The sequence below is a fragment of the Cucumibacter marinus DSM 18995 genome, from assembly GCF_000429865.1.
Taxonomy (GTDB): domain Bacteria; phylum Pseudomonadota; class Alphaproteobacteria; order Rhizobiales; family Devosiaceae; genus Cucumibacter; species Cucumibacter marinus.
In genome coordinates this window covers 182,620-200,947 of sequence record NZ_AUCR01000010.1, presented here as the reverse complement: position 1 = coordinate 200,947, position 18,328 = coordinate 182,620, and the positions used below count along the sequence as shown (strand labels likewise).

At 60.6% G+C, this 18,328-nt stretch carries 18 protein-coding genes and 1 pseudogene; 8 read left to right on the top strand and 11 right to left on the bottom strand.

All coding sequences use genetic code 11. The features are described 5' to 3' along the window. Nucleotides 1–400: 400 nt before the first annotated feature. Together G489_RS0108090 and G489_RS22740 are read right to left on the bottom strand one after the other, a co-directional pair. Nucleotides 401–781, bottom strand: a complete 381-nt coding sequence (locus tag G489_RS0108090) for a hypothetical protein (RefSeq protein ID WP_029041119.1) — start codon at nt 779–781, stop codon at nt 401–403. Continuing rightward, on the bottom strand, nt 778–1,362 hold the full coding sequence (locus G489_RS22740; RefSeq protein WP_245578849.1) for a nuclear transport factor 2 family protein: 585 nt from the start codon (nt 1,360–1,362) through the stop codon (nt 778–780). The genes G489_RS0108090 and G489_RS22740 overlap by 4 nt, the downstream gene beginning before the upstream one ends. Here G489_RS22740 and G489_RS0108080 point away from each other — a divergent pair. After that, the gene (locus tag G489_RS0108080) at nt 1,324–2,046 is read left to right on the top strand and encodes an MmyB family transcriptional regulator (protein WP_245578848.1); all 723 of its coding nucleotides are present in this window, start codon (nt 1,324–1,326) and stop codon (nt 2,044–2,046) included. The two genes, G489_RS22740 and G489_RS0108080, sit on opposite strands and share 39 nt — an antisense overlap. 305 nt (nt 2,047–2,351) lie before the next feature. Here G489_RS0108080 and G489_RS19630 read toward each other — a convergent pair whose 3' ends face one another. The 3 genes from G489_RS19630 to G489_RS0108065 all read right to left on the bottom strand — a co-directional run bounded on the left by G489_RS19630 (nt 2,352) and on the right by G489_RS0108065 (nt 4,440). After that, nucleotides 2,352–3,776, bottom strand: a complete 1,425-nt coding sequence (locus tag G489_RS19630) for an MFS transporter (RefSeq protein ID WP_210162593.1) — start codon at nt 3,774–3,776, stop codon at nt 2,352–2,354. Then, nucleotides 3,724–4,059 carry a transcriptional regulator domain-containing protein gene (locus G489_RS22895; protein WP_407059825.1) on the bottom strand — a complete coding sequence of 112 codons (336 nt, stop codon included), beginning with the start codon at nt 4,057–4,059 and terminating at the stop codon, nt 3,724–3,726. The genes G489_RS19630 and G489_RS22895 overlap by 53 nt, the downstream gene beginning before the upstream one ends. Nucleotides 4,060–4,176: 117 nt before the next feature. After that, nucleotides 4,177–4,440, bottom strand: coding sequence for a DNA -binding domain-containing protein (locus G489_RS0108065; RefSeq protein ID WP_029041117.1), 264 nt, complete (start codon nt 4,438–4,440; stop codon nt 4,177–4,179). 172 nt (nt 4,441–4,612) lie between these two features. On the opposite strand from G489_RS0108065, the gene G489_RS22225 reads away from it, so the two are divergent. Next, entirely contained in the window at nt 4,613–4,831 is a 219-nt protein-coding gene (locus G489_RS22225) for a helix-turn-helix domain-containing protein (RefSeq protein ID WP_013500677.1), read from the top strand. A gap of 62 nt (nt 4,832–4,893) precedes the next feature. Here G489_RS22225 and G489_RS0108055 read toward each other — a convergent pair whose 3' ends face one another. After that, complete coding sequence (locus G489_RS0108055) at nt 4,894–5,214, bottom strand: DUF736 domain-containing protein (RefSeq protein WP_029041115.1); 321 nt, start codon at nt 5,212–5,214, stop codon at nt 4,894–4,896. A 723-nt stretch (nt 5,215–5,937) separates the two neighbouring features. On the opposite strand from G489_RS0108055, the gene G489_RS0108050 reads away from it, so the two are divergent. From G489_RS0108050 to G489_RS0108040, 3 genes are read left to right on the top strand one after another with little or no spacing between them, the layout of a single operon-like run. After that, complete coding sequence (locus tag G489_RS0108050; RefSeq protein WP_081691461.1) at nt 5,938–8,058, top strand: tetratricopeptide repeat protein; 2,121 nt, start codon at nt 5,938–5,940, stop codon at nt 8,056–8,058. Continuing rightward, nucleotides 8,027–8,539 carry a hypothetical protein gene (locus G489_RS0108045; RefSeq protein ID WP_155889339.1) on the top strand — a complete coding sequence of 171 codons (513 nt, stop codon included), beginning with the start codon at nt 8,027–8,029 and terminating at the stop codon, nt 8,537–8,539. The genes G489_RS0108050 and G489_RS0108045 overlap by 32 nt, the downstream gene beginning before the upstream one ends. Nucleotides 8,540–8,545: 6 nt before the next feature. Next, entirely contained in the window at nt 8,546–9,088 is a 543-nt protein-coding gene (locus tag G489_RS0108040) for a dCTP deaminase (protein ID WP_029041112.1), read from the top strand. 141 nt (nt 9,089–9,229) lie between these two features. On the opposite strand, the gene G489_RS0108035 is transcribed toward G489_RS0108040, so the two are convergent. The 5 genes and pseudogenes from G489_RS0108035 to G489_RS0108010 form a co-directional block, all read right to left on the bottom strand. Continuing rightward, nucleotides 9,230–10,150 (bottom strand): DUF2493 domain-containing protein, encoded by a 921-nt coding sequence (locus tag G489_RS0108035; protein WP_029041111.1) that lies wholly within the window; start codon nt 10,148–10,150, stop codon nt 9,230–9,232. A 324-nt stretch (nt 10,151–10,474) separates the two neighbouring features. Next, nucleotides 10,475–11,539 (bottom strand): DUF7146 domain-containing protein, encoded by a 1,065-nt coding sequence (locus G489_RS0108030; RefSeq protein WP_029041110.1) that lies wholly within the window; start codon nt 11,537–11,539, stop codon nt 10,475–10,477. 68 nt (nt 11,540–11,607) lie between these two features. After that, nucleotides 11,608–13,739, bottom strand: a pseudogene (locus G489_RS19620) (ParB/RepB/Spo0J family partition protein). 170 nt (nt 13,740–13,909) lie between these two features. Beyond that, entirely contained in the window at nt 13,910–14,281 is a 372-nt protein-coding gene (locus tag G489_RS0108015) for a DUF2958 domain-containing protein (RefSeq protein WP_029041109.1), read from the bottom strand. Further along, entirely contained in the window at nt 14,278–15,243 is a 966-nt protein-coding gene (locus tag G489_RS0108010; RefSeq protein ID WP_029041108.1) for an ArdC family protein, read from the bottom strand. Before G489_RS0108010 ends, G489_RS0108015 begins: the two co-directional genes overlap by 4 nt. A gap of 311 nt (nt 15,244–15,554) precedes the next feature. On the opposite strand from G489_RS0108010, the gene G489_RS0108005 reads away from it, so the two are divergent. Genes G489_RS0108005 through G489_RS19615 form a run of 3 tightly spaced genes read left to right on the top strand, consistent with a single transcriptional unit; the run spans nt 15,555 to nt 18,325 of the window. After that, nucleotides 15,555–16,172 carry a type IV toxin-antitoxin system AbiEi family antitoxin domain-containing protein gene (locus tag G489_RS0108005; protein WP_029041107.1) on the top strand — a complete coding sequence of 206 codons (618 nt, stop codon included), beginning with the start codon at nt 15,555–15,557 and terminating at the stop codon, nt 16,170–16,172. Beyond that, nucleotides 16,165–17,034 (top strand): nucleotidyl transferase AbiEii/AbiGii toxin family protein, encoded by an 870-nt coding sequence (locus tag G489_RS0108000; RefSeq protein ID WP_029041106.1) that lies wholly within the window; start codon nt 16,165–16,167, stop codon nt 17,032–17,034. Before G489_RS0108005 ends, G489_RS0108000 begins: the two co-directional genes overlap by 8 nt. A 58-nt stretch (nt 17,035–17,092) precedes the next feature. Next, on the top strand, nt 17,093–18,325 hold the full coding sequence (locus tag G489_RS19615) for a Druantia anti-phage system protein DruA (protein WP_035871991.1): 1,233 nt from the start codon (nt 17,093–17,095) through the stop codon (nt 18,323–18,325). Nucleotides 18,326–18,328: the final 3 nt, after the last annotated feature.

Below are 18,328 nucleotides of genomic sequence, written 5' to 3'. Positions count from 1 at the left end.
ATCCGAGCTACCTTGGCCTAGTATGGGACATACTCACCGTAGTAGGCCGATCCGTGGCCCAGGACGCGCTCTGTTGGATCCGGTCGATTAGCGCGAAAACATTCCCCCTCCCCGAGTTCAAGACTCAAAGCGGTTAAACAACCCAGGTGCGATGGAAGCGGATCCGCTGCTTGACACCGTCATGCAGAAGATTGGGCCAAGGCGGAACGCCCTGACCCAAGCCCCGACAAGACGGACACGGCAAACGCATGCTTGGTCTTCTCCTTGTCCGCCCGGTGTTTATTGGAAGCCGGGCAGCATCCAGTCACCGTGACGCATCTTACGGTTTGTCCGGCAGTCAAAGGACAAAATCACCCACAGATCAAAGACGAAGGATGACTCTACTTTTCAAGCCTCGTTCTCACGCCAAACCGCGTGTCGAACGAAGCGCCCACTCCTGCCATGCCAAGACCGCGACCGCTGCGGCCTGGACAAGAAGGAAAGTTCGTCCCAATGGCGTCAGAGCGAAGGGTACGCCGGCGGCTAGAATGACGCTGGCAACAACCCAGGCGACATTTCCGAACACGATGAGGAGCACGAGTGCCGGGTGAGGTCTCTCAGACCTCGCCGCAATCAGCATCATTGCGGCGGATGGAAAAAGAAGCAGCCCGGCCCAGAAGATCAAGGGGGCCGGCAGGCCGAGAATGCTTTCAAGCGGCGCCGCCCAGCCGAAGAGCACTGCTCCTATCAGAACGCAGCATGCGGCATCCAAATAAAGCACGCTGCGAAGAGAAAAGGTCATGCCTGTTCTCCTTCCGGAAGTCGATCCAAGAAACCGATCACGCGGGCTATCGCGCCGGAATGATCCAGTTCAATGACATCAGTTCCCGCGATCGGCGCTTCGCCTCCTTCCGGGCCCATTTCCCAAGAAAACCGGACGCAATCGCCGGAACTGTCGCTCGCCCCAGCACGTCTAAACCGAAATTCGGGGAACTGAGCCTGAATTCCTGCAACAAGCCCCGAGAGTTCGGTCCGGCCCTTCGCATGCATTAGGGGATCACGATACGCGACCTCCGCACTCCATGATCGGCGGAGCATCGCTTGACGTTGCGCTTCGTCGGTTTCGTTCCAGAGGTCGATATAGGTGTTGGCGATTGTCTCTGTATCCATCTTCATCGTCTCCTTTTCACGATGGACGAAGGATGGCGAGGACGCCGTCGCAATGCGATTACCTTCGAAGTAATAGTTTTGCTGGAGCAGCCGGTGTAGTTTTGCGACATGCAGGAGACCCGATCCTTTGGAGAACTCGTCCGGTTTTGGCGCAAAGCCAGGAACCTCAGTCAATTGAACCTTGCGGCGGATGCGGAAATTGCGCAGCGCCACCTGAGCTTTCTCGAAAGCGGACGTTCCAACCCGTCGAAAACAATGGTGCTGCGGCTGGGAGAGCACCTGCAACTGCCTCTGCGCGACCGAAATTCAATGCTACTGGCAGCTGGCTTTGCGCCGGTCTACGACGAGTTTGACTGGAACGATGGAGAGGTGCGGCCCGTTCGCGACATGATCGGGCTATTTCTGGAGCGCCATGCACCGTTTCCGTCTCTTGCATTCGACAGACACTGGAACATCCAGTTCGCAAACAGCCCGGTTCAGCCGCTCCTTGCGGGCGTCTCGAAGGAAATAATGAAGTCTCCCATCAACATCGTCGAGCTGAGCTTGTCGCCAGACGGCTTGGCGCCGAGAATCGTGAACTTCGCGGAATGGTCGGGCCACCTGCTAAGGCGCCTCGACGTTCAGATGCAGCGTACCCTGGATCCAAAAATCGCAGAGATGATCCGGCGCGCTCGGAGTCTTGGCGCGAAAAACGCGCACGCCTCCGCCTCTGGGCCTGAACTCATTCTACCGTTGCGGTTGCGCGTTGGAGACAGGACACTATCTTTCTTCTCCACGACCACGATATTCGGCAGCGCCGGAGAAGTTTTATTGTCGGAACTCACGATCGAGACCTTCGTGCCGGCGGATCAGGAGACGTCGGATCTGCTTCTGGCTCAGATGCCCGTGCCGGATTAATGAATAGTCTTTCGGCTGAGCGGATGCCCGGAACTCCCGTAAACAATCATAATATCGACTGCCGCGAAGTTGTGATGCAAACCACGGCTAGGAACGCGCGGCCGTGGGCGTCGACCAGAGCCCGGCGCTGCTTGTGCGCTTTGCGCGCCACTAGAGCGCCGCAGTCAACCAAGTCGGCACGTCTGCGAAAGCCGAAGTCAGTTTGAAGGGTTACGGAACGGCGCTGCGCAACCATATGGGGCGGTGAGAAGAGTGTTGCGAGCGTAGCCCCGTCTTGTGCAGATAGCTTATCAGCCCACGTTGTTCTAGCGGCGCACAGCAACGCGGGTTGCGACCAGCATTGCACCGACTGAAATGACAGCCAGAGCTCCGAACGCGATCTGATAGGCCTTCACCGACGCGGAGTCGCCGAACTGTTCAATGACAGCGACCATGGCAATTGCGCCCAATGCGCCTCCCAAGCGCTGACCGATATTGATCAAAGTCGCGGCGTCACCGGTTTCAGCCTCGTCAACTGCATTATAGGCGGCTGTAATCGCGGGCATCTGCGCCAAGGCCAGCGCCGCTCCGCGTGTAACGAGAAGAATGACGACCGCCGCAAAGGCGAGTGGCACTGGGGAGACGAAAGGGATTGTTGTCAAAATCAGCAATCCTCCTCCGCCGAGAGATATCCTTCTCGGTCCATATCGATCCGTCAACGCTCCCGCTACTGGCAGAATAAAGGCGGAGCCAAGCCCCATAGCCATGAGCATAAGGCCGGCTTCGGTTGGCGTTTGTCCCAGGCTGCGTTGTAAAAATAACGGCAGAAGGAGCAATCCGCCGTACATGGCGGCGCCGGTCAATCCGGCGGTCACGACTGGGGCAGAAAAACCTGACCGCAATAGAAGGGCGACATCGATCAGGGGATCGGGACTTTGGACTGCGTGGAAAACAAAGAGCGCCGTCAAGCCAATCCCGATGCCAGCACTGGCTATGGAGAGCATGCTGATAGTGCTCGATCCGATCTCCGCGGCACCGTAGAGCAGCAGAGGAAGGCCGAAGCTGATCAGGATCAATCCGCGAAAGTCGATCCGGGCCTCCGGCGTCGTTTCACCGGACGGTACGAGGCGCGCGGCACCAATCAGAGCGGCGAAGCCTACTGGCACGTTTATCAGGAACAACCACCTCCAAGAGGCTGCATCGATCAGCATGCCACCGAATGCCGGTCCCAATGCTGGTCCGAGCGCGACTGCGAAACCCACGACGCCCATGAGCCGACCCAATTGGCGTCGATCAGCGGTGGACGCCAGGACCGCCTGACCGGCGGGCACCATCAGGCCGGCGGCGACGCGGCGCATTACGGTGTCGCGCAGCGGTGCTGATTTCCACGTGATGGCGTTGACTGGAGCGGCGCCGAAGACGGCCTCGGCGATTTGCTGATAGGTGGCCCCTGCACGTCGACCGTCGATCGCGCGGAGGCTTTCGATGAGGCGTTGCCTGCGTTGCGGCGTCAATCGCGTGTCGGGCGATATTCGGTGATGGAGTACAGCATCTCGGAACCGAACAATCGCATCGACTCTATCCTGCAGGAACTGGTCGATAAGCGTAACGGCCGCGACCGGTCCGTCGGGCGCTCTGCCGTCGAGGCAGATTGCCACGAAGTGCTCTGTGTCGATCACGAAGTGAATATAGAGACCTTCATCCGATGTTCGGGCATCGGCCGGAACGACCTTGAAGTTCACGGTGGTCATGTTTGGCCCTTGCTGAGGGGCGAAGATCAGGACGCTCGGGTCGACAGCAGGGCTCCAGAAGATGTCGGCATTGGGTGCGTACAAGTTCGGCGCTATCGGGAAAGCGTAACCCCCAGTGCGCCGTCAGCGCGGTCGAGGCGTGATCGTCTGCCGGATTGGAAGCCGAGACCTCCTTTTCATACTCGGGATTGCGCCTGAGGAACTCCCAGGCGAGTTCGGAAGGGTTCAGACCGTCTAGATATCGATAGTTTGTCGGGTCTCGCCAGTTCGTTTCTGCCACCATGCCGATTTCCTCCCCGACTCTACGCGGTGGTTCGCAGGTCGTTGGAAGATCGCGTCAAAATTGAAACTTAGATAGCCGGGCAACCGGCATATGGAGATGCGTGTTGCGCATCACCTGTCAGTGATAGGCGGATCGAAGAAGATCGCGGTAGCCGTTCTCTGCCATCCAGCGCGCGCGGGCGAGATGCGTCTCGTGAACGTGCTGGGCGCGATCGGGTTGTTCGTCGGGATCGAGGCCGAAGATGACGCGGACCGCTTCGGCCCAATGGGCGGCGTCCGCCTCTGCGTCCAACAGGCGCAGATAGGTTGCGAAATGGGCGCGGTCGTAGTCGGTCAGGTGCGCACTGTCCGGGGGCTCGTCCAGAAAGTCAGCTTTGCCCATCTGCATTCCCTTGTCTCGGCGTGGTGCTGTGCAGTCTATGGTTAACGCAATGCGACTGAATTGTTGAGCCGCATTCCTAGATGCGATGCAACTTCCTCGCCATCCGTGATGGGGGCCGATTTACATACCATAGTTGATAAACTTAAAGTATGTAAATCGCGATCTTCTGCGTATGGATATGCGCAAACTGGTCGGCCGGAACTTCGCCCGCCTGCGTCGGGAGAAGGGCCTGACCCAGGAGGAAGTCGAAGCGCGTTCCGGATTTAGCCAGCAATATCTCAGCAGTTTGGAGCGCGGCCGCAGAAATCCGACCGTTATTACGCTCTACGAGCTTTCCCAGGCTTTGGGCGTCAGTCACGTCGAACTCGTTCAGCCAGATGATCAGGCGTAATCGGTCTTGATGGAGGCAAGAAAGGTCCCGCCCGGACCTGCCGGGCGGGACCGTGTCGGGCCTCATTCGCCGTTGCGACGAGTGGGACGGGACCAGATGAGGCTGTAACCGCCGTCCTCGTCGTCGAAGAGGTTGGCGTAGATCGGAGCGGTGAAGCTCGGGTCGTCGAGCTTGAGGCCGAGATAGTCGCGGCCCTCGTTCGACTGCTTGGACCAGGCTGCCCCGATTTCGGCGCGGCCGACAAGGACGCGGTGGCTGGGGGCGTTCGCGCTGGTCTGGTTGGTTTCGGGAACGATGCGGACGTTCTTGGCCTGCACGTTGAGGGTGACGATTTCGCCGGTGAATTCGTTGCCGGACTTCTTGAAGGTGCCGATGGTTGCCATGGTAGCTCTCCTTGATCACTGGTTTCGAGCCCGCACCATGCGGCCTCGATGGCGATCGGAGGGGCCGGAGGCGATCGACGGCGCATCGCTTGCGACCGCAGCGTCAGCGGAGGATGGCGATCCGGCGGGTTTGTTGCCTCGCGAGGAATGACGGCGCAGCCGGCAGGGGAAGAAACTTGGCGGGCGTCATTGCGCGCCATAGGCGATCGAGGCGCAGCCGGTCTTCGGCCAGATCAGCCCATTGAAGAGGCCGTTTGGAGCGGTCGGCTCACAGGGATCGCTCAAGGAGACAGTGGCGACACCGTGCGCTCAAGTTCCTGCCTGGCAAAGGTACGCGGATCATCCGCTACCGAGCAGTCCAGCCGGCATCGTATCCAGCACCATTAAACGCAAACCCGGAGCCAGTCCCGTGCATTGCCGGTTGCACGGAGTTCGAGGCAACTTCGACTATGCCGCCTACGAGCTCCGATCCTCGACCGAAATCGTCGGCTTGGCACTTATCCCGCTCTACGTAATCAGCCTACGATATGGGTGAGACAGCGTGGAGCGACTTTCTGCTAGCGCCGAACGCATCAGGAAAATCCGGATCGGCCGACAAGTCTTGTCGATCGGGGCCTTGTACAAGCGAGAAATAGGGTAATAGTCTTGCGTTGTTGTCCCGAGCAAATGTCGTAGATTAAGGTAAAATCTCGAGTAATCCCATTTTAGAAAGGGACCGAGGATTTGGAAGCAATCATAGCGGTATGCGCGGCAATTGCTGCTGTGACTGGTGCCATTATCGGTATCTGGCAAATCGCCGAAAGGCTTCCACGCAGCTCAAGACTTCGCCGGTCCCTGGACACCCTGCCAGTTTGGCGCAGACTGCATGCACCAGATGAACGCGTTGTGCCGCCGCCCGCCGAGCCCCTTATTGGACGCACAACTGAAATCCGTGAAATCGTCGACGCACTGCAAGGCGACACGCAAGCTGTTCTGATTGAAGGTATTGGTGGCGTTGGCAAGTCTACTCTGGCCACGAGTGTCGTCGCTGCGATGCGTGACCTGAGCAGCTTTGGCGCAATTTGCTGGGTAAGCTCCAAAGAAGAACGCATAAACAGGTCTGTCTTACTGGACCGCATATTCCTCGCGCACGGATACGCTTCATACACGCAGCTGGAATCGGACAAAAAACCGGACGCTGCCAGGAAGCTGCTGAGGGACCACGCGACCTTACTGATCGTGGATAATTTCGAGAGCATCGAATCCACGGAGCGCCAATGGACCATCGCATTTCTGAACACCGTTCAGGGAGCTTCCAAGTCTATTGTAACATCCCGACCGATACCAGGCATCGAGCGAGAATTAGGCACACACTTCCTCATCAAGCAGTTGGAAGGACTGGAACCCGCAGAAGCCCGGAAACTAGCGGGACGCGAATTGAGCCGTCTTGCCCTTTCAAGAGATTCGTCGCCGGAAGAGCGTCATTTCGGCGAACTATACGATCTCACTAAGGGTAATCCCCTTGCGATCATTATGGCGATTTCCTCTCTGCGGAGCGACGGCCTCGGTTTTGAGGAAATGCTCTCGTCTCTTCGTGCAGCGCAGGGGGAGCTGTTTGAGTTTTTATTCTCACACAAGTGGAGCGACCTGTCCGACTTCGCGAGATTGACCCTCGCCGCTGCCACCTTGTTCCCGTCCACTTTCTGCTCGGACGCGATCATGGCAACGAGCGGCCTATCGCCATCTCTTTCATCGTCTTCTTTGAAGGAACTCCTGTCTCACCGGCTTGCAGAACGGGCGAACGGCCTTTCGGAGCGGGTGACGCGTTACGCTATGCACCCCTTAACACTAGCATATGCAGGCGCTCGGCTGCATCTTTTCGAGTCGGACCACTCGTTTCACCGCAACCTCTACCAATTCTATCTGCGCCTGCTCGGCAATAGAGAGACGGGATATTGGGAGGGCCGCAGGGTTTATGATGATGTTGACTACGAACGGGCGAACATCCTGTTTCTGCTCGACTGGTGTTGGGAAGAGCAGCAGTTTGAACAATTTGCCGTGCTGGCAAAATCAATTGCAGAGTACCTGTATATGAAAGGTTATTGGGGGACCTGCCTGGAATATGGAGAGCGGGCTGCTCTTGCAGCGCAGATGGCCTCTGACCAGCGACTTGAAGCCTGGATCACGACCCACATGATCGGTCATCTGTACTCGAATCGACACGAGTTCGGGAAAGCTATCGCGGCATTTAAAAAGGCGGTGGTTTTGTATGAAGAATGCGGCGATCGGGAGGGACTGGCTGTGGCGCACCGAAACGCTGGCCGTGCATTTCGAAAGAATCGGCAGTTCGATTTGGCGGACGACGCTTATGAACGCAGCCTAGAGCTTTCCCGTGCAACTGGCATTGCACAGCATGTCGCTCTTACGCTCAATGAGATGGGCAAGCTTGAACGGGATCGAAGCGATCTAACTGCTTCTCTGAAGCGCTTTGACGAGGCGCTGGAGGAGTTGGGGGGCGAGAGCAACGCCATAGAGGCCGGTATCCAATGCAACATTGCCGGTGTGGCGACAATGATGGGAGACGCTGATCGCGCCGTAAGGGCATGCGACGCGAGCTATGAGTACTTCCAGCGCGTCGGCAATCAAGAAGGCTTGGCAACAACAAAGTGGCGCTTGGCGCAAATTAGAAAGATCTCGGAGGAGCCGGGGTGCCAGAAGCTCGCGCGCGAAGCGCATGATATTTTCGAACGGTTGGGTATGCCAGTGGAGTGCAGACTCATAAGCGATGAATTCCAAATCGGCGGTGAACCGAATGAGACAAAGACCTCACTGCTTGTCGCTGATCGGGCCAACCGGCTCGGGTAAATCAACGATAGCCAACCATCTTGTGACAAGGCTGAACGGCCGGTTGCTGAAAATCGCTGCGCCGCTTTATGAGCTTCAACGCCACTTTTACGCGACGATAGACAAGAACATCAGCGGCCAAGACGGGGAGTTGCTACAGTTCCTCGGCGGAAAAATTGAACGCGAGCAGCCGGGCTGGCTCTGCGATCAGTTCCTGAAACAGCTTCATTCGGTCGACAGAGAAATTGTCGTGAACGACGACTGCCGCCCCAACTGTTACGACGCATTGCGCCATGTGGGGACTGTCTTTGTCCATGTGCGTACAAGTGAGAAAAATAGGCATGAGCGCGCGCGTACCGACCACGTGCCGATCGATCCCAATCATCCCGTTGAGCGCGGAATAAATCGAGAAATTTGCCAGTTCGTTATCGACAACAACGGTTCGTTTGAAACAACAATAGCGCAATGTGAAGACATGATTTCAGAGCTAGAGTTGGATTAAGACAATATGGGTTGGCTGACGGGAAATGAAATTGAGCGGGAGGTGAAACGGGACCGAATCCTGATCGATGAGTATTTCGAAGGGCGACTCAACTCCAATTCTTACAACTATAGACTAGCGCCCGAACTCCGGCGCATGACCAATGAGGTCATCGACTGCGCGCTCGAAGACAGTTTTGAGGAACTGACAATCCCGGAGAGCGGCATGAGACTGGAGCCAAGCGAATGCTACTTGGGAACGACGGCAGAACGCTTTGGGTCTGAGGTCTACGCTTCTCTAATAACCGGAAGGAGCTCTGTGGGCCGCAAGTTCATAACCAATCATGTCTGTGCCGGCCTCATCGACCAAGGCTTTTTCGGCCGAGTAACCTTGGAGATCACGGTGGCCAAGCCGACTATTGTCTATCCGCTGATGCCGTTTGGTCAAATATTTTGGTTTACAACAAGCGGAGAATTTCGCCCCTATACGGGTAAGTATCAGGGGCAACATTCGCCGACTGCATCATTGCTTCACTTGGACCGTCTAAAAGGGCGGCAAGATGATGTATGAGGAGCATAGCCGTCAGAGATTGATGCCTCGCGATTGCGGATACGGGCGCCTTCGGTTGTGGTATCGGCGCTCGCTGAGGCAGCACTGATGAATCGGGAATGTGCGATACCTTCGTCTCCCAAAGTGCCCATTGGCTGCGCCTTACTGGAACCGCCAGACTGGAATGCCGAGTTTCCGAGCCTTATCGGCGAGGTTTTCCTGAATCCCCGTGCCGGGGAACACCATGACCCCGATCGGCAGGATATCGAGCATCTGGTCATTGCGCTTGAAGGGCGCGGCGCGGCCGTGCTTCGTCCAGTCGGGCGCGAAACCGATTTGGGTGACGTCGCGGTGATCGGCCCAGCGGGCGGCGATCTTCTCGGCGCCCTTCGGCGACTTGCCGTGCATCAGCACCATATCAGGGTGCTTGGCCTGCACCTGGTCGAGCTTGTCCCAGATCAGCTTGTGATCGTTGAAGTCTGCTCCACCGGAGACGGCGACCTTCGGACCTGCGGGCAACAGCACTTCGCGGTTGGCGCGTTTGCGCTCGGCGATGAAATCCCGGCTGTCGATCATCGCCGATGTCAGGGCGCGGTGGTTCACCTGCGAGCCGGTGCGCGGGGACCAGGGTGAGCCGGTGGTGCGCAGATAGTGTTCGGCGGCGCTGTCGCGGAAGACCTCAAGGCTGTCGCGGCGTTCGATGAGGTCTTGTCCGGTCTCGATGAGGCGTTCGAGCTCGACCGCCTTGATTTCGGAGCCGTCCTGCTCGCGCTGCCCGCGCTTCTGAGCCTGCTCGTTGTCGTCTAGCTTGCGTTCGAGCCGGTCGGCGGCGCGATGGAACATGTTGACCGTCGACCAGAGGAGATCGTCGAGTTCGCCATCGAGGGCGGTATCCGCCATGGTGGCGATCAGGGCGTCGAAGATGTCGGAGACGGCACCCGCGATAACGTTGTCCTCCGGGACGAGGCGGGGATCCGGGCCGTGCCCGTCGTGGCGGTAGCCGTGGAGTTCCAGTTCGCTCAGTGCGTGCTCGGTTGGCGAGGATTCGTGATGGGGTTCGAAGGTGTCGTCGTCGGGTGTCATTGGGTGGCTCCCTTTGTCGGTTGGCCGCGCCCGCCGCGGCCTTCATGGCGCCGAAAGACGGCAGGCGGGCCGGGCCTGCATCCTGGAGCGGCTGCGGAAGGACCGGAGCGTCAGCGGAGGATGGCGAAGGCCGGCGATTTTGTTTCGCGATGGAAAGGCCCGAAGGGCCGAGGGAAAATCGTTGGCCGCAGCCATTGCCGGACCGGGCCGCCTGCTGTCCGGTCGCCCTCTGAAGAAGGCCGGGGCGCGGCCCTCTCCGACATTCACTGGGAGCCGTTGAGGAAGGCTGCGACATCACCGCCATAGCCCGCACCGCTGCCCCGTTCAGGCGGACAGAACGGACTCCATGAACCTGGCGACATCCTGCGGGGCGAGTTGGACCCGGATCGAGGCCCGGAATGCATGGATGCTACGCAGGCGCAGATCCTCGTTGAGATCGCCCAGCATCGGCGAGAGTGGCAGCGCTTCGATGCCGAGCGCGTCTGCCCGTTCGACGAGCGTATCCCGTGCACCGTCGCCCGCCGGGTCGTCATCGCGCACGATATAGAGCCGGCGCAGCGTGTCAGGGAACAGGATGGCGGCGAGATGGGCTGCGGAGAGTGCGGCGGCCATCGGCATCTCGGGCAATACGCATCGCAGCGACAGCATGGTCTCGATGCCTTCGCCGGCCGCCATGACCTCGCCGGTCACGCCAAAGCGCACCGCATGGCCGAGCAGGTCGCCCATTGCCCGTCGCGGCGTCTCGATCGGCGCCTTGCCGAGCGCCGCCTCGCTGAACCCGTTCGGATCGAGCCAGGTGCGATGCGCGCCGGTCTGGTGACCGTCGAGATCGGTGACCGAGGCGATCAGCGCTGGCCAGGTCTCGGTCGCGCTGTGCTCGTCGGGGCGGTAATAGCAGCGTGGATGAAACCGCAGCGATCCGGTTCCGTGCAAAGCCGTAATGCCGCGCCTACGGAAATAAGCTTCCGCGAGCGTGCCCGTGATCGGCAGAGCCAGCGAAAACAGCCGCTTCGCCGCGAGTGGCGAACCCGTCGGTGCGGGCGCCTTCCGTCGATATGCTGATGCCGGTTCCGGTTCGGGATGCGGTAGGGCGAGGAAGCGCCTTGCCTCGTCGGCAACGTCCTTGAAATCGATCAGGCCGCAGCTCTCGCGGATGACATCGAGGAGATCGCCATGCTCTCCCGTCGCGGCGTCGGTCCATTTGCCCGCCACTCCCTTGCCGCGCTCTGATCCCTTAAGGCGCACGAACATCGATCGGCCCGGCGCGTTGCGCACATCGCCCACCATCCAGTAACGGCCTTCGCGCCGTCCGGCAGACAAGTATTCGCGACACACCGCCTCGGCCTGTCGGGCGAGACGCTGCGCCAGATCGGATGCGTTCTCCGGCATCGTGTCCTCCGAAACGAAAAAGGAGCCGCCATCGCTGGCGGCTCCTGACAGTGCGGTTGGCTCCTTGGTTATTCGGCCGCGGTCGCGAGGCGTTCGAGCGCGACCGAGTCATCCTCGGCCATGTCCTCGTCTTCGACCATGGCCGTTTCGCCGCCGTCCGCCGCCGTTTCTTCGACCGTCGTATCGGTGCCCGCTTCGACGAGATCTGTGGCGTCGGGTTCGACGGCCTCCGGCACATCGCGGCCCGGCGTGCGCAGCGGCTCCGGGAGCCAACCGGTTTCGGCCAGTAGCGCCTCGGCCTGCTCGGCCATCTCAACCTTCTTCAAGTGCTCGATCCGGTCGGCGTCGCGCTGGCCTTTGGCCTCGGCGACAGCCTGGAGAATGCGGGCCTTGGTCACGCGGCCAAGGAACGTATCGACCGTCGGCCGCCACCCCGCCGCAGCCATGTCGAGCCCGACAGCTTGCACCAGTTGGTCGGCGTGAGCGAGCGCGCGCGGCCGCCGGTGCCAGGCCTCGTGCACGGCGTTGACCGACAGGCTGACGACATGGGCAAAGAGCATCGCCTGGCTGTCGCCATCCCACTCCTGGAGCGCGTCCCAGAGGTCGGCGGAGTCTTTCGGCAGAGCCTTCGCCCAGGTCTCGTGCCGGACCCGGATCGCCACGGCCGAGGCGCTGTCGTTCAGCCCCGGTGCCTGCGTCCCAAAGCTGACGCTCTTCAGGTCCAGCTCCAGGCAACTGTCCGAGCCGTAGTGGTAGAAGACCTTGAGCGTCAGAGCGTGCAGGGCCGCGTGGAAGGCGATCTGCGGCTGCTCGCCGAGCGCGTGCCGCAAGCCGAGCGTGCGATGAGCGGTAAGTTCCGTCATCAGCCGGTCGGAGATTGGCGACAACCTCTCGTCCTCGTCCTCGGGCTCCGGCGCGGAGGCATCGGCCTCGGTCTCAGGATCCTCCTCGCCGTCATTGCGGGATTCGGCCCCAGAGCCTTGGCCACGATCGTCCTCCTCGGGATCCTTCCCGACCGGCCGTTCGTCCTCCGGGCGAACATAGCCGCGCTCGACGCGCAACCTCCCATCGGGCGCAATGCTGACGAACGCGCCGGCCCGGCCGATCTCGTCGGGATCGAACGACAGTGGCCGCTCCGCGAAGGCCTCGAGCGCCGTTTCCAGCTCGCCGAGCCGTTCATCGACATCGTCCGGCAGTTCGTCGGCGTCTTCGTGCTCGGCGACCAGGCGATCGTATTCGGTCTGAAGCGCGTCGCGCGTGGATTGCTCCTCGGCCGTGAGCGGCACGGGCTCGCCGCGTAGCTGACGAAGGCCGAAAGTATGGCCGTAGGCGAAGTCCGGGGCGACCTCGATCCACTTCCAGCCTTCCGCAGCGACCGCCTCGGATTCCGCCTTCAGCTTGGCCGCAACCATCTCGTCGACCAGCGCCACGTCCTGAAGCCATCCGCCGTCGTCGCCCTGGAACAGGTCACGAAGCATGGTGCCGCCGGCCTCGATGTAGGCATCGACGCCGATGAACTCGGCGCGCTTGTCGGACGCGCGCACCGCGCCCTCTGTCAGCATGCGGCGGATGACGTAAGGCTGCTTGTCGTAAGACGCCTTCAGCCGCTCGAACACCTGTTCCTGGCGCTCGTGGTCGCCCGAAACGGTGAAGGCCATGAGTTGGTCGAGCGTCATGCCGTCCTCGGCGTAGATGTCGAGCAGCGCCGGCGAGACTGAGGCGAGCTTCAGCCGCTGCTTGACCACGTTGACCGAGACGAAGAACGCGGCGGCGATCTCCTCCTCGGACTGGCCCTTCTCTCGAAGCGCGAGGAAGGCGCGGAACTGGTCGAGCGGATGCAGCGGCGCGCGCGCTGGACGTTCTCGGCCAGCGAGTCCTCCTCGGCGATGCCGCCTTCACGGATCACGCAGGGCACCGGCGCCGTCTTGGCGAGCCGCTTCTGTTTTACCAAGAGTTCGAGGGCGCGATAGCGTCGGCCGCCGGCGGGGATCTCGAACATGCCGGTCTCGGCGCCCCCTTCGTCGACAACGGCCCGCACGCTCAGCCCTTGCAGCAGCCCGCGCCGGGCAATATCCGCCGCCAGTTCCTCGATCGAGACGCCGGCCTTGACGCGCCGGACGTTCGACTGGCTGAGCACGAGCTTGTTGAAGGGGATGTCGCGCGAGGACGACAGGGCGATCTTCTTTGCAGCAGTAGCCATGGGGATTTACTCCGCGACGGGCGCCGAGAGCCTCTCTCTCGACCTCCAACCCGTCACGAAGCGAAGCACCGCCCTCTTACGGCGCCGCCTGCCGGCGATCCGGGGACGCGCAGAGCCGGAGACGCGGACACGCGCATCTCCGGCTTTGCGGATTTCAGGAAGAAAGGGCGTCATCCGCCATCACGAGAAGGCTGCGCCGCGCGATAGAGGATGCGTTCGGCTGCGCGGATGCTCCCGGCGTCGCGGGCCGCTTCGATCCAGACCGAGATCGGGAAATCGCCGGTGAAGAGGATGTCGCGCTCGATCCGCATGCCGAACGGCAGACGGATCGAGGTCAGTTCCTCGAGCGAGAAACAGCCCAGCTCGGGATAGCCGGTATCGGCGAGGCCGAAGAGTGTATCGCCGTCCGCGTCGAGCTCGGTCGCGAGCCAGACGCCTTCGCCCAGCGGGTTGAAGAACTTGACCACCGGCAGGTGGTCGACATCGCGCTGCCGACCATTGGCGAGCAGGAGATCGCGCTGGTCGTCGGTCAGCAGGATCATGCCACCCTCCTATCGAAAGAGAGATCTTCCTCATCGCGCCGCCGCTGCTCGTCTTCAGGCAGGAAGGCCAGAAGCCAGTCGGCGGCCTTGCTTGCCTGGCTGGCGGCGCGGACGATGGCGCGATTGTCCTCGCGCAGCATCTCCAGCCAGGACCCGATGTAGTCGGCATGCCGGACCGTAGGCTCGATGCCGAGCGAGGCGCAGCAGAAGGCGGCGTTGATCTCGGCGACGAGTTCCTCGAAGGCGTATTTCTTCGATCCGAACGATCCGGAGAGATCACGGTTGAGCCGGTGGGGCGCGCCGCTGGCGTGACCGAGCTCGTGCAGCGCCGTGCGATGCCAGTTGATCGGTTCGAAATAGGCCTGCGGCGGCGGCACCTGCACATAGTCATGCGCCGGGACATAGAAAGCCCGGTTGCCGCCGATGCGGAAGTCGACGCCGGTGGCTTCGATCAGCGCCTCGACGCGCGGTTCGATCAGCCCCGTCGGGACCGGCGGCGCTGCGGTCGCCACATCCTCGGGCAGGTTTTCGCACTGATCGGTGTTGAAGACGGTGAAGCGCTTCAGGAACGGGATCGCCTGGGCTTCGTCGCCGGTCTCGCGCGCGCGCCGCTTCTCGTCCTCCGGCACGAAGCGGTCGGCATAGACCACGGTGGTGCCGCGCTCGCCCTTCATGACATTGCCGCCGAGCGACAGAGCCTGGCGGAAGGTGAGCCAGCTCTGGCCAGTAAAGCCACGTTCGATCACCGCGCCCCACAGGAGAAGCACGTTGATCCCGGAATAGGTTCGGCCGGTCGAGGCGTTCTTCGGAAGGCCGAGCGGCGCTTTCGCCGCCGCCGTGCCCCATGGCTGGACCCAGGGCACGCGGCCCGCGTCCAACTCGGTGATGATCTTGTCGGTGATCTCGGAATAGAGACTGGTCCGGTCGCGCCTGATGCCGGACCTGCGGTTCATTCTGGACATCGCGGTTCTCCGCGACGGGCGCCAAGGGCCTCTCCCTCGGCTTTCAACCCGTCACGGCAAACCGGTCCGCACTCTCACTCTCGGGGCGTTGCGGGGTGTCCCCGCAGAAGGGGTCGGTCGAGACGACAGGCTCGGCCGCAGGGGAAGGCTTTCCCCTCCCGGGCTTTCCACGTCGCGGTTCATACGCTTCCAATCAGCGGCACGGTGGCTTCCAATCAGCCGATCCAACAACCTCGTTGGTCTTTTCCTTTACTGCTCCATATGATACAAATCCTCACACTATGGATATTGAAGTGCGAGAGTATGTATCTATGCCCCGGACCCGGTCCCAGCGCGAGATAGCCCGCGATCTCCTCGCGGCCCGTGGGATTCTGCGCCTTGCGGAACTGAGGGATACCGGCGTGACCGCCGCAACCGTCAGCCGCATGGAGAAGGATGGCGAGGTCATCCGACTGGCGCGCGGGCTCTATCAGCTTGCCGACGCAGAACTCGACGCAAACCACAGCCTTGCCGAGGCGGCCAAGCGTTTCCCCAAGGGCGTGATCTGCCTCGTTTCGGCGCTCGCCTTTCATGGAATCACGGATCAGCTCCCCAAGAAGGTGTGGATGGCGATCGGCCGGAACGACTGGACGCCGAAGCCGAGCGACATGCCGATCCGCGTGCTGCGATTCTCGGACGACCTGCTTGCCGACAGCGTCGAAACCCATGTGATCGAAGGCGTGTCGGTAAAGGTGTTCAGCGTGGCAAAGACCGTCGCGGACTGCTTCCGCCATCGCGGCAAGATCGGTCTCGCCGTCGCGCTCGAAGGTCTGCAAGAGGCTCTGCGCCAACGAAAGGCCACGCCGGCAGAGATCGCGAGGGCGGCGGATACAGGCGGGGTCGGCACGGTGATCCGCCCCTATCTGGAGGCGCTGACCGCCAATGGCTAAGGAGATCAGGAATATCGGCGCCTCGGTGCGCGCCCGGCTCCTCAACCTCTCCAAGGCGAGCGGACAGAGCTTCGATCTGGTGCTCACGCGCTTCGCGCTGGAGCGCCTCCTGTTCCGGCTCAGCCAGTCACCCCATGCCGAGCGCTTCGTGCTGAAAGGGGCCATGCTGATGATGAGCTGGTTCGACGATCCGCACCGCGGGACGCGCGATCTCGATCTGCTGGGTTTCGGCGACCCGAGCGAAGCCGCGATGCTGGCGACATTCCGGGACATCCTCGCTCAGGACGCCGAAGACGGCGTCGTGTTCGATCCGGACACGCTGCGTGTCGATCGCATTCGCGAGGAGCTCGACTATGGGGGTCTCCGGCTGCGTGCGATCGCTTCGGTCGGCGGCGCCCGGATCAACCTCACGATCGACATCGGCTTTGGCGATGCGCTGGAACCTGGGGCGGAAGTCGTCGACTACCCGGTCATGCTCGATCTCCCCGCGCCGAGACTGCGCGCCTATGCGCGGGAGACGGTCATCGCCGAGAAATTCCAGGCGATGGTGGCGCTGGGCCGGGCCAACAGCCGGATGAAGGACTTCTACGACATCTGGCTTCTCAGCCGGTCGTTCACCTTTAATGATGATAGGCTCGCCCGCGCGATTGCAGCGACCTTTGCGCGACGCGAAACGGTGATCCCGACTGAGTTGCCGGATGCCCTTACGCTGGAATTTGCGACCGATGCACAGAAGCAAAAGCAGTGGCGAGCTTTCGTTGAGGATGTAGACTTCAATGCAGTAGATTTATCGGCGGTCGTTGAAGACCTTGCCATCTTCCTCTTGCCGCATGCTTCGCGGGCTAGAAAACTGATTTCTTGAAACGTCGTAATATGTACGCGACAAAAGACATTGCAAATTTCGGGGGGCACAACTGAGAATGTCAATAAGCAAAGGAAATGTCGTTAGCATTGCTTCTCGTGAAGCCCACATTAAACGAAAACTGCGCCGACATCTGCATGCACTAGGTTTCGAGAAGTCTGAAGAAGGTGCGCTTCGCATTCAAGGGTCCGGAAAGGACATTGTTCGCACGCTACACCGCGCGCAGCGGCAAGAGCGGCTCCATCTAAACCGCGACTTCATTGCAGCCAAGGCCGAGAAGCTGTTGAGGCATTTTGCTTCTGGCAAGGAAATTGATCCCGATAGAATTTCGCCGGTACTCGAACGTGTATCAGCGGGGACTCCGCAAGGTGATCTGTTTCGCCTCGCATCGCTGACATGGTCGGTTCCAGTTTCAAATGGCTTCGGCAGGCGGCTGCGGTATCTCGTCTGGGATGAAAACAATGGCAAGCTCATGGGCCTCATTGCCATCGGAGATCCGGTCTTCAACCTCGCGGTGAGGGACAAACTCATTGGTTGGGATACCCATGACAGAAGTGCCCGCCTCGTCAACGTGATGGATGCCTACGTTCTTGGAGCCATCCCCCCCTACAACGAATTGCTGGGCGGGAAACTTGTAGCCTGCCTGCTTCGAAGCCGCGATTTATATGACGATTTTGCGCGCACCTATGGCGGTTCCACCGGAATAATCTCGAAAGAGGAGAAAAAAGCGCGTCTGCTCGCTGTTACCACATCGTCTTCAATGGGGCGATCGTCGGTCTACAATCGCCTCAAGCTCGGGGGTCAACAGTATCTGAAATCTATCGGCTATACGGGTGGATGGGGACATTTTCACATACCGGATCGGTTATTTGCGGATTTGCGCGATTATCTACGCGATATCGACCATACCTATGCAGACCAGCACCGTTTTGGCCAAGGACCAAACTGGCGTTTGCGAACGACAAGGGCAGCACTTTCGGCGCTCGGTTTCAAAGAGGACATGTTGCGACACGGAATTCAGCGCGAGGTCTTCATTTGTGAACTCGCCAAGAACGCAGCCAAGATATTGCACACCGGCAAGGGGACGCCTGACGTCGGAGAACTCCTTTCGGCCAAAGAAATATCTGAACTGGCGCTCGAGCGGTGGATGGTGCCTCGCGCCAAGCGCAGGCCTGAGTTCAAGGACTGGGATTCGAGTGACCTCATCGATCTCTTCGGAAATCAGACCCGTATGCTGCGCAACCAGTTAAAGTGCTCAGATCTGCTCAAGGACATGGCCTCAGGGTCATAGTTG